The sequence below is a fragment of the Clostridium chrysemydis genome (assembly GCF_015234215.1).
GTDB classification, from domain to species: domain Bacteria; phylum Bacillota; class Clostridia; order Clostridiales; family Clostridiaceae; genus Clostridium; species Clostridium chrysemydis.
Map to the genome: position 1 here is coordinate 86,264 of NZ_JADEKP010000005.1, position 11,315 is coordinate 97,578.

Here is an 11,315-nt window from a genome sequence, read left to right on the forward strand (position 1 = left end):
AGCATCCTTTTATATTTCATGTTCTTTATAAGTGTTAAATACACTATTTAAACTCATCTTATAAAGAGCTAGAGCTATACTTATTAATACAATTACATTTAGTGCAAACACTACAATCGCTGCTGTATTTATGCTAAACTCAGTACTCTTTCCTATTACATAACCGCTTCCACCTAAAATCAAACCAAGTATTATTAACAAAACAAAGTTTATAAGGTGTTTGATTCCTCCATCACCGCACTGCTTTTCATCTGTCCAATCTAGTTTAGGATTACTATAATCCATATAAACCCCAAAAAGAGTTATTACTAAAACAGATAAAAATGATATTATCCCTCCTAAAACTATTGTTTTAAAAGGCATCTTTAAGTATATAAGAAAAGCTATAGAAATAATTACTCCTAACATATTTATAATTAAAGAGGATATAACTTTAGCCTTATATTGAACCTTATAATCTACTGGTATATATTTAGATATTATTACATTTTTTCCTTCCCTGCTTAATGCGTTTGGCGCTGCAAGTCCAAATCCAGTCATAAATATCATAGAAGGAAGCATTACTACCATAGGTAAATAAAAATCTACAAACCCAGGGTTTGATAAAGCTTCTCCTCCTATATCTACAAGATTTCCTGTAGAACTTGTTACAAATATTATAGCTGGAAAATATATAAGCATAACTACACAGTTTAAGAAAAATGAAGGTGTTCTAAATATTATAATTAAATCTCTCTTTATTAAAGCTTTTAAAGGTGATTCTTTTTCTAGCTTAACCTTTTTGTTTTTAAGTATATTTTCTTTTTTACTAAATGTTTCAGAAGAACCCATAATAGCTTTTTTATAGAAAAATTGTCCTAAAAAATAAACAAAAGCAATAATTAAAATAGATATCATTACATATATTAAAATGCTGCTAAAGCTTCCTGAATTTCCAACTGAAACTAATCCTTCTGCTGCAAATTTATTAGTTATAAATGCTCCGTTTAAAACATCCATCATCCCATTTTCTTTAGTTAGCATTTCTACCATCTCAGCTTCACTAAAAGAAGAATTTGATGTTACTCTATTTATTAAAACTACAAAGGCAAGCCCTAAAACTCCGCCGATTATTTTAAATACATCTTTATTTTTACTAACGTTTGTTAGCCTCATAAGTAATAATGAAATGAGTATGCAATACCCTAAAGGTAGTATAGGTAAAAATATTATAACTACAAATACCATTATAAAATATCCACTGCTATACCCTGCCATATCTCCTATTTGAAGTAATGGTAATATTATTATTGCTGCATAAAAATATAAAACAATAAAAGTAGATACAAACTTACCTAGCATTATTTCTCCTGGCTTAAAAGGCAATGGCATCAAATAATCTACATCGTTTGAAAAGAAGAAATTATTAAAGACAGTATATATCCCCATAATAAAAGTTGAAGAAGCGCCTATAAATAATAGCAATGATATTAAGCTTCCAACTTGATTTAAAGATTCATACGCCTTAAACAAACCATTAACCAATAAAACTAATGGTAAGTTTAAAAGAAAGCAAACTAAAACGCAAAGCCCTACCCCAACTAAAGGGTTACTACCAAAATTAAATAGCTCCTTTAAGCTATTTTTAAAGAAAAACTTTAAACATATAAAAAGCCTACTTCTCATCTTCTGTCATCTCTAAGAACATTTTCTCTAAAGAGTCATTTTCCTTAGATTCCTCCCTCATACTTTCTAAAGTCCCTAAAAAAGCAAGCTTTCCTTTTCTAATAACACATACTCTATCACATAATTTTTCTGCAACTTCTAAAACGTGAGTTGAAAATACTACTGTATTTCCTTTGTCTGCGTGTTCTCTCATCATTTCCTTTAATAAAAATGCTGACTTAGGATCAAGTCCAGTTAAAGGTTCATCTAAGATCCAAACCTTTGGCTCATGAATTAATACACCCATAATAATTATTTTTTGTCTCATACCGTGAGAATAACTTTGAATCTTATCCCCTAATGCATTTTCCATAGAAAATCTTTTTGATAAATCCTCTATTCTTTTTTTCCTATCTTCTGAAGATACAAAGTATACATCAGCCATAAAATTAATATATTCAAGTCCCGTAAATTTCAAAAACATATCAGGGCTATCTGGAACGTATCCGAATTGTTCTTTAGCTTTTACCCCTTCTTTTGATATGTCTATTCCATTTATACTTATATTTCCTTTAGTTATTTCTGAAATTCCAGTTATCATCTTAATAGTAGTTGTTTTTCCTGCACCATTTGGTCCTAAAATTCCAAAAATCTCTCCATCTTTTATTTCTAAATTTAAGTTATCAACTGCTTTATATGTTTTATTATATATTTTTGTTACTCCATCTATTTTTATCAATAAACCCACCCCCATAATATATTTTAACATATTTTACATATTATAGGATATGATTTTATATTATAAGTCCAACTATGAATATAGCTACTAAAACAGCTGTAACGTCTGCCATAACTGCTCCCCACAAAGTATGCCTTATCTTTTTTATTCCTACTGCTCCGAAATAAACAGTTATAGTATAAAATATAGTTTCTGTAGTTCCCATAATTACAGATGCTAATATTCCAATAAAAGAATCTGCCCCGTAAGTATTTATTATTTCAGTAAACATCCCTATAGCGCCGCTCCCTGAGATTGGCTTAAGTAAAACTAAAGGCACTATCTCCTCTGGAAGCCCTATAAAACCTGAAACTGGAGCTAATATTCTATTTATCATATCTAAAAGATCTGCGCCTTTAAATATTTGAACCGCAACTAGCATAGCTAAAAGGCAAGGAAAAATTCTAAGGCAAGTTTGAAGGCCTTCTTTTGCACCTTCCATAAACCATTCGTATACCTTTCTTCCTTTTATCATCCCGTAGCCTAAAATTATTAAAACTATAAAAGGTATAACACTTTTAGTAAAGTACTCCATAAATCTTCCCCCTTAAAAATGCCTTTGCATAACTTTACAACAAATAACTCCAACTATAGCAGCTATCCCTGTTGTTATAATTGCAGGTAAAATTATAAGTCCTGGATTACTTGACCCTGCTGCAGTTCTTATAGAAATTATAGTAGTTGGAACTAGCTGAATACAGGCAGCATTTAAAACTAAAAATAAAGCCATATCATTTGAAGCTGTTCCTTTTTCTTTATTTAATCTATCCATCTCTTCCATAGCCTTTATTCCAAAAGGTGTTGCTGCATTTGAAAGACCCATCATATTTGCAGTTATGTTCATAACTATAGCCCCAAGTGCTTTTTCATCTTTAGCTGCATCTTTAAATAATCTTTTTAAAATAGGTCGTAAAACTATAGCTATCTTTCCTGTAAATCCACTCTTTTCAGCAACTTTCATAACACCGCTCCAAAAGCACATTATTCCAACTAAACCTATAATAAATTTAACAGTTCCATCACTTCCATTAACTATAGCTTCTGTTATTTTATCTGCATTACCAGTAAATAAGGCAACTATAATTCCCAAAAAAATCATAAAAAACCAAATATAATTAATCATTAAAACCTCCATAAAATAAGTACTGTTAACAATTAAATATATGCCTTGCACTGGTCTTTTAGTAGTGATAGGATAATTATATAAACTTAAGTTAAATAGATGGTATTCAAAAGGAGAAAAAAACATGAACGAATCAAACCTTAAATTAGCACAACAAGATATAGAAGAAGCTTTAAAAACTGTTGAAGATTTAGAAACTGGATTAGACAACGAAGAAATATCAAAAGACGATATAAAAGAAAAATTCATATCTCTAAACGAGAAACTTCAAAAGCTTGAAGATATTCTTAAAACTGAGGGAATACTATAATTTTTAGAATTAAAAGAAACTTACTTTTAAGTTTCTTTTTTCATAAATAAAAATTGCTTTATTTATAATAAGGAGGGTATTTTATGAAAATTATTAAAAGAGATGGTAAAATAGTCAATTTTGAAGAAAATAAAATTCACCAAAGTATTTTAAGTGCTGCAAAAGATGCAAACTTTTCACTTACTGAAAGTGATTTATCAATTCTAACATCATCAGTTAAAGACGGAATAAACTTTATCTGTAATGAAAGTAGAATTCCATCAAGTCTAGAAGTTAGACTTTTAGTGTTTGAAACTTTAATAGATAACGGCTTTAAAAAAGTAGCAGCTGCTTATATTGACGTTAGATAATTAAAAATCCCATAGGATAGAGAATTTAGCTTCTCTATCCTATGGGATTTTTTTTATAGAACCATTTTTTTAAATTCTTCTATTCCTACTCTATCTATATAGTCTCCAAGCTTTTCCCCTGGATTTCCGTTTGCTATATATACTTTAAAAATATTATCTACAAGCTTTAAAGTTTCTTCTTCTGATAAATTAGTAGCTATAAGGTCTGAAGCTCTTTGAGTATATCCAGCTGAACCTCCAGCAGTTACTCTTATACCTTCTTTATCCGCTATAACTCCAATATCTTTAGAATATGCGCTTCCGCAAGCATTTCTACACCCAGCTACACCTATCTTAGTTCTGCAAGGAACTTCCATCCACTGATACTTTTTAGATAATTTCATTCCTATACCTATAGTGTTTAGCTTCATCCTCTTACAAAAACCAGCAGGACACATCTCTACATTTTTAACAGAGTTTTGTTTTTTTACTGCAGGTTCCATCCCAAGTTCTTCCCAAATCTTAGGTAAATCCTCGCCATTAAGATTTGTTATAAGAAGTCTTTGACCTGAAGTTATCTTTATAACACCGTTATATTTTTTAGCTACACTTGTTATTTTTTCTAAATTTTCTATACTGATAAAGCCACCTGGTATGTGTGGCGTTATTCCAAAAGTTCTTTTTCCGTCTCTTATTTTTTGCAAATTTCCATAATGAGTTCCACTTACCATAATCGGAATCTTTGGTGAATTATTCTCACTCATTATCTCCCCTCCTTTAACCTATATAGACCGATACTATTATTATATACTTAATATTATATATTAAAGCTTTAATTTTACTCGTAACTTAAGTTACTTTCTTAAATTCTATTTTAATATAAAAAACAGACTAAGAAATCTTAGCCTGTTTTTAATCATTTTATAAATCTTCTGGTTCTTTTAACTTTCTAACTGATGCGTAGAATATTATTCCTGTTATAACTGCTGATAAGAAATCACTTATAGCACCTGATAACCAAACTCCATCAAGTTCTAAGAACTTAGGTAATATTAGCATCAATGGTATTAATAAAATAACTTGTCTTAATAAACTTAAGAACATAGATATCTTAGCTTTACCTATAGCTTGGAAATAGTTTGAACTTATTATTTGGAAACCTATAACAGGTAACATAAATAAATAAATTCTAAGTCCGTTTGTTGCAATTCCTACAAGTTCCGGGTCTTTATTAAACATTCCAATTAAAACATGTGGTATAAATTGAATTGTGCACCAACCTATCACAACTATTATAGTTGCTATTATAGATGCGTATTTAACAGTTTCCTTAACCCTATGATACTGTTTAGCTCCGTAGTTGTAACCTATTATAGGTTGCGAACCTTGATTTAAACCAAATATAGGCATAAGGAAAATCAAGCTTACACTAGATACTATAGTCATAGCACCTATAGCTAAATCTCCACCGTGATGTTTTAATGTATTATTTGCTATAACTTGTACAGCACTTGCTGCAATTTGCATACTGCAAGGGCTCATCCCTATTGAGAATATGCTTAAAACAGTTAGTTTATCTAATTTAAAGTATTCTTTTTTAAGCTTTATTATACTTTTACCCTTTGTAAAATAATAAAGAATCCAAACAGTTGTTACTACTTGTGATATTACTGTCGCAATAGCTCCACCTTTAACTCCCATATCTAATCCAAATATAAATATAGGGTCTAATATAATATTTAATATTGCTCCAATTAACATTGAAAGCATAGCTACAGTAGGATTACCGTCACTTCTAATAGAATGATTTAATCCAAAGCTAAGCATATTAACTATAGTTCCTATAAATATTACATTCATATAATCTTTAGCGAATCCAATAGTATTTTCACTAGCTCCAAAAACAGTAAGTAATGGATCCATAAATATAAGTCCTAAAATCGTTATTATAACACTGATTATTATAATTAAAGTAAATGCATTTCCTAAATGCCTTTCTGCAGCTTCTTTATCATGCTGACCAAGTTTTATAGATACTCTTGCAGCTGTACCTAATCCAACTAGCATACCAAAACCTAATATTATAGTCATAATAGGCATAGTAATTCCAACTCCAGTAATTGCAAGATTTCCTACCTTTGGAATATGTCCTATGTACATCCTATCTATAATATTATATAGCATGTTTACTACCATCCCAGCTATGGCTGGTATTGAGAAAACTCTAAGTAATTTCCCTATCTTCTCTTCACCAAGTCTCGTCTGCTTATTCATTAGCTCACCTCTCCCTTTTTTGAATTTTCCCCCTAAATGTTCTATATTACTATATCATATCAGCAATTAATAAAAAACTACAAAAAAGTCAAAAAAAGCTACATCAAAATTTTTGATGTAGCTTTTAAAAGTTTAAGCTTCTATTTTCTTCTTTGTAAATCCCATAATAGCTGCTGCTATAATAGCTCCAACTACTACTGCTAATAAGTAAAGGAATGGATTTCCTTCTACTATTGGGAATACGAATATTCCGCCGTGTGGTGCAGGTAATCCAATTTTAAATAACATTGATAACCCTCCAGCTACTGCTGAACCTACCACGCAAGCTGGTATTACTCTTATAGGGTCTGCTGCTGCAAAAGGTATCGCACCTTCTGTTATAAATGATAAACCTAAAACATAGTTTGTTTTACCAGCATTTCTTTCATCTTTAGTAAATTTATTTTTAAAGAATGTTGTAGCTAATGCTGTTGCAAGAGGTGGTACCATTCCCCCAGCCATTATAGCAGCTTGTGGGAAGTAGTTTTTTGATGCTAACATTGCAATACCAAAAGTATATGCTGTTTTATTTATAGGACCACCCATATCTATAGCCATCATTCCACCAAGTACTACTCCAAGTAATACTAAGTTTGTAGTTCCCATTGAATTTAAGAAATCTTGAACCCAAATCATAATACTAGCTACAGGTCCAACTACTACAGTGTACATAACAGCGCCTGTTAAGAATATACCAAGTAGAGGATATATAAGGATTGGTTTTAATCCTTCTAGTGAATTAGGTAAGAAAGTAAATACCTTTTTAAGTCCTAATACTATATAACCACCAAGGAAACCTGCAATTAAGCCCCCTAAGAAACCAGCTCCGCTATTTGCTGCTATAAGTCCACCTACCATAGCTGGTGCAAAACCTGGTCTGTCTGCAATACTTTGTCCTATAAATCCTGCAAGTACAGGAATCATTAAGAAGAATGCATTTCCTCCTCCAATTTGGTTTATAAGGTGTGCAAAAGCGTTATATTGCTCACTGTTTGGGTCAGCTGAATGTATACCAAACATAAATGATATAGCGATTAATATACCTCCACCAACAACAAATGGTAACATATTTGAAACACCATTCATTAAGTGCTTATAAACTCCAGTTCTTTCAGTTTTTTCTGTTCCTTTAGAGCCGCCTTCATTATTATAAACTTTTGCTTCTCCGTTTATAGCTTTATTTATTAATTCTTCTGGTTTTTTCATAGCTTGAACTACAGGAACAAATATAACTTTTTTCCCATTAAATCTAGCTGTTTCAACTTGCTTATCCGCTGCTACTATTATTCCGTCAGCTCTATCTATATCTTCTTTTGTTATAGCATTTTTAACTCCAGTTGATCCGTTTGTTTCAACCTTTACTGTAACGCCCATCTCTTCGCCTTTCTTTTTAAGAGCATCTGCTGCCATATAAGTGTGAGCGATTCCTGTAGGACAAGCCGTTACAGCTATAACATATTTATTATTTTCATTAGTTTCATCTTTTTCTTCTAAACTATCTTCATCTTTTTTCTCAAATTTATCTATTAAATCTAAAACTTCCTTTTCTGATTTTGCACTTAATAAACCTTTTTTAAAGTTAGGGTCCATAAGTAATACTGACAGTCTTGAAAGAGTTTCTAAATGCTCATTATTTGCTCCTTCTGGAGCTGCTATCATAAAAGCTATATCTACAGGGGCACCGTCTAATGAATCGTAATCTACACCAGATCTTATAATTCCCATAGCAAGCGCAGCAGAATGTACCGCATTTGTTTTAGCGTGAGGAATCGCTATCCCTTCACCAATACCTGTTGATGATAGGTTTTCTCTAGCTAGGATTTCTTTTTTGTAAGTTTCTTTGTCAAATAGTTTTCCTGCATCGTTTAATACATCTACTAATCCATTGATAACTTCATTTTTATTTTTAGCTTTTAGATCTAATCTTATAGTATCTTTACTTAATAATTCCGATATTTTCATTAGTGTTCCTCCTATAGCTTTTTAATATTTATAATGTTTAATAAATTTAATACTTCTTCTTTTTTGCAAAGCTCCATTGAAAATGCACTTGCACTTCCTGATGCTATTCCGTATTTAAAGGATTCTTTTATATCACCTGTTTCATTAAACTTAGATAAAAATCCTCCAACTAAAGAATCACCAGCACCAACTGAATTTTTAACTTCTCCTTTAGGTGCATTTCCTTTATATATTCCATCTTTTGAAATAAGAATTGCACCATCTTTAGCCATAGATATTATTACGTTTTGAGCTCCAAGTGAAACTAACTTTTTGCCATACTCTATAAGCTCGTCTTCTGAATTTATTTTTACATCAAACACTTCTTCTATTTCGTGGTTGTTAGGCTTTATTAAAAAAGGCTTTAATTTTATAGCTTCTAAAAGTGCCTTTCCTGATGTATCTACAACAACTTTAACTCCCTTTGTAACTACCTTTTCTTGTATCTTAAGATATAAATCACTAGGTAATGATTTTTGAATACTTCCTGCAAGAACTAATATATCTCCAGTCTTTAATTCACCTAACTTTTTCATTAAAGAATCTAGCTCTTCTTTTGAAATACTAGGACCTTCCCCGTTTATTTCAGTTTCTTTGTTTGATTTAATTTTTACATTAATTCTGCTATCGTCTTTAACTTTTATAAAGTCAGTTTTTATATTTCTAATTTTTAAAGTATCCTCTATGAATTTACCTGTAAACCCACCTAAGTATCCAAGTGCTATATTTTCTGTTCCTAAATTCGCAAGAACTGTAGATACGTTTATACCTTTTCCCCCAGGGAATTTTAAATCAGTTTTTGTTCTATTTACAAGTCCTAGCGTTAGATTATCTACATCTACTATGTAGTCTATTGAAGGATTTAAAGTTAATGTATATATCATTTATTCCGCCACCTTTATTTCTGTAATATCTTTTATATCTTCTATATTGCTTCTACTATCTGTTATAATTATTGCTTCGTCTAATTCTGCAAATTTAACAAGTGTTTTTGAGTTGAATTTACTGTGATCCGCTAATATAAATGCTCTCTTTGATTTTTTGACTGCTAATTCTTTTAGGATCGCTTCATCTGTATCTGGAGTAGTAAATCCCATCTCTTTATCTATTCCATTTGTTCCTAAAAAGGCTTTATCAAAATAGAATTTGTTTAAAGATTTAATAGCATCACTTCCAGTTACTGCTTTGGTTGTACTTTTGATCTTTCCTCCAAGCATATAACAGTCTATATTATTTTCAATAAGTGCATCTATATGATTTAATCCATTTGTCACTACAAAAACACTTTTTTCTTTTAAATAAGGTATGATTTCATAAGTACTTGTTCCAGCATCGAGAAAAACTGTATCATTATCTTCTATAAACATTGAGGCATATTTTGCTATGTCTTTTTTGCTTTGAACGTTTTTGAAAGTTTTCTCTTTATATGTTGGTTCCTTTGTTTTGTTCTCTACAAGTTTTGCACCACCGTGAACCCTTCTTAAAATACCTTGAGCTTCTAAAAAAGTTAAATCTCTTCTAATGGTAGATTCAGATGAGTCTGTGCTTTGCATTAAGTCTAATAACTTTACTATACCTTTTTCTTCTAATAGATTAATGATTATTTGATGTCTCTTTTCTGTTAACATATTTACCTCCTGAAACCTTTTACAAGTTTATTGTAATCTATTTCATAACAAAAATCAATCGTTTTCATTCAAAAATATTCAAAATCTTTCAAGTAAATTTTACCATAAGGGTAAAAAAATAAATCCTAAACAAAAAGTTTAGGATTTATTTAAAGGTTATTTTACACTATCTCTTTCAATTACTCCGTGTGGTAATACGAAATGTGCTTGATCTAACTCTTTTTTATTTAAGATTTTTATAAGCATTCTCATTGCAACTGATCCCATATCATAACTTGGTTGTGATATTGTAGATAGTTTTGGATAGAATATCTCACTTAAAACGTTATTATTGAATCCCATAACGCTTACATCTTCTGGAACCTTAATTCCATTATCTCTTAATCCGTTAATTACACCCATTGCAAGTTCGTCTGTAGCACAAACTACTGAATCAAATTTCTTACCTGATTTTATAAACTGCTCTGCTGCCTTGTAGCCACTCTTAACTCTTAAATCTGAAGTATATACTAGTTCTTCAGAAACTGTTAAGTTAGCTTCTTCCATAGCTTTTTGGTATCCTTTAAATCTGTCTCCCCAAGCATTTACAGCATCTCTTTCTACACCAACAAAAGCTATATCTTTGAAACCTTTGTTAATCATATAATTTGTTCCGTCTACTGCTGCTGCAATATTGTCTATAGTTACGCTAGGTAGTTTTCCTTCTTTATCTTTTGTTTCTACAAGGATAGTTCTTAAATCTAATTCGTTTATTAAATCTAAAATTTCCTCTTGCAGAGAACTACTCATATAGATAACTCCGTCAACCATCTTTTCTTTCATAACTCTTAGGTACTCTTTTTCTTTTTCTATATCAAAGTCTGAGTTTCCTAAGATTATGTTGTAATCATATATGTTAGAAACGTCTTCTGCGCCTCTAACTATCTCAGGATAGAACTGGCTTGATATGTCTGGAATAAGTATTCCAATTGTTTTTGTCCTTTGAGTTTTTAAACTTCTAGCAACTATGTTAGGTCTGTACCCTAGTTTTTTGATTGCATCAAGAACCTTCTTTTTTGTGTCCTCGTTTACAACATCTATATCATTTAGTACTCTAGAAACAGTAGCAATTGATACTCCAGCTTCTTTTGCAACGTCTTTAATAGAAGTAGCCATATCTTTTATCACTCCTAATCAATATTTTGATACT

The 11,315-nt window shown here is 30.8% G+C and carries 12 protein-coding genes; 2 read left to right on the forward strand and 10 right to left on the reverse strand.

Annotation, left to right across the window (positions count from 1 at the left end; genetic code table 11):
• Positions 1-9: 9 nt before the first annotated feature.
• From INR60_RS13110 to INR60_RS13125, 4 genes are read right to left on the reverse strand one after another with little or no spacing between them, the layout of a single operon-like run.
• Positions 10-1,665: a putative ABC transporter permease subunit gene (locus tag INR60_RS13110; RefSeq protein ID WP_194191958.1), complete on the reverse strand. Its 1,656-nt coding sequence runs from the start codon at positions 1,663-1,665 to the stop codon at positions 10-12.
• Positions 1,655-2,398, reverse strand: a complete 744-nt coding sequence (locus tag INR60_RS13115) for an ABC transporter ATP-binding protein (RefSeq protein ID WP_420797495.1) — start codon at positions 2,396-2,398, stop codon at positions 1,655-1,657. Before INR60_RS13115 ends, INR60_RS13110 begins: the two co-directional genes overlap by 11 nt.
• Positions 2,399-2,438: 40 nt before the next feature.
• Positions 2,439-2,957, reverse strand: coding sequence for a spore maturation protein (locus tag INR60_RS13120; protein WP_194191960.1), 519 nt, complete (start codon positions 2,955-2,957; stop codon positions 2,439-2,441).
• A 12-nt stretch (positions 2,958-2,969) separates the two neighbouring features.
• Positions 2,970-3,545, reverse strand: coding sequence for a nucleoside recognition domain-containing protein (locus INR60_RS13125; RefSeq protein WP_194191961.1), 576 nt, complete (start codon positions 3,543-3,545; stop codon positions 2,970-2,972).
• A gap of 124 nt (positions 3,546-3,669) precedes the next feature.
• Between INR60_RS13125 and INR60_RS13130 the strand changes: the two genes are divergently transcribed.
• The gene (locus INR60_RS13130; protein ID WP_194191962.1) at positions 3,670-3,855 is read left to right on the forward strand and encodes a hypothetical protein; all 186 of its coding nucleotides are present in this window, start codon (positions 3,670-3,672) and stop codon (positions 3,853-3,855) included.
• Positions 3,856-3,938: 83 nt separating this feature from the next.
• Positions 3,939-4,205: an ATP cone domain-containing protein gene (locus tag INR60_RS13135; protein WP_194191963.1), complete on the forward strand. Its 267-nt coding sequence runs from the start codon at positions 3,939-3,941 to the stop codon at positions 4,203-4,205.
• A gap of 53 nt (positions 4,206-4,258) precedes the next feature.
• Here the strand turns inward: INR60_RS13135 and INR60_RS13140 are convergent, their stop codons facing one another.
• The 6 genes from INR60_RS13140 to INR60_RS13165 form a co-directional block, all read right to left on the reverse strand.
• Entirely contained in the window at positions 4,259-4,948 is a 690-nt protein-coding gene (locus INR60_RS13140) for a ferredoxin-like domain-containing protein (protein ID WP_238480451.1), read from the reverse strand.
• A 157-nt stretch (positions 4,949-5,105) separates the two neighbouring features.
• Positions 5,106-6,458 (reverse strand): MATE family efflux transporter, encoded by a 1,353-nt coding sequence (locus INR60_RS13145; protein WP_194191964.1) that lies wholly within the window; start codon positions 6,456-6,458, stop codon positions 5,106-5,108.
• 132 nt (positions 6,459-6,590) lie between these two features.
• Complete coding sequence (locus tag INR60_RS13150) at positions 6,591-8,459, reverse strand: PTS fructose transporter subunit IIABC (RefSeq protein ID WP_194191965.1); 1,869 nt, start codon at positions 8,457-8,459, stop codon at positions 6,591-6,593.
• An 11-nt stretch (positions 8,460-8,470) separates the two neighbouring features.
• Entirely contained in the window at positions 8,471-9,382 is a 912-nt protein-coding gene (gene pfkB, locus INR60_RS13155) for a 1-phosphofructokinase (protein ID WP_194191966.1), read from the reverse strand.
• Positions 9,383-10,126, reverse strand: a complete 744-nt coding sequence (locus INR60_RS13160) for a DeoR/GlpR family DNA-binding transcription regulator (protein ID WP_194191967.1) — start codon at positions 10,124-10,126, stop codon at positions 9,383-9,385.
• Between the two features lie 156 nt (positions 10,127-10,282).
• The gene (locus tag INR60_RS13165; RefSeq protein WP_194191968.1) at positions 10,283-11,281 is read right to left on the reverse strand and encodes a LacI family DNA-binding transcriptional regulator; all 999 of its coding nucleotides are present in this window, start codon (positions 11,279-11,281) and stop codon (positions 10,283-10,285) included.
• Positions 11,282-11,315 lie beyond the last annotated feature (34 nt).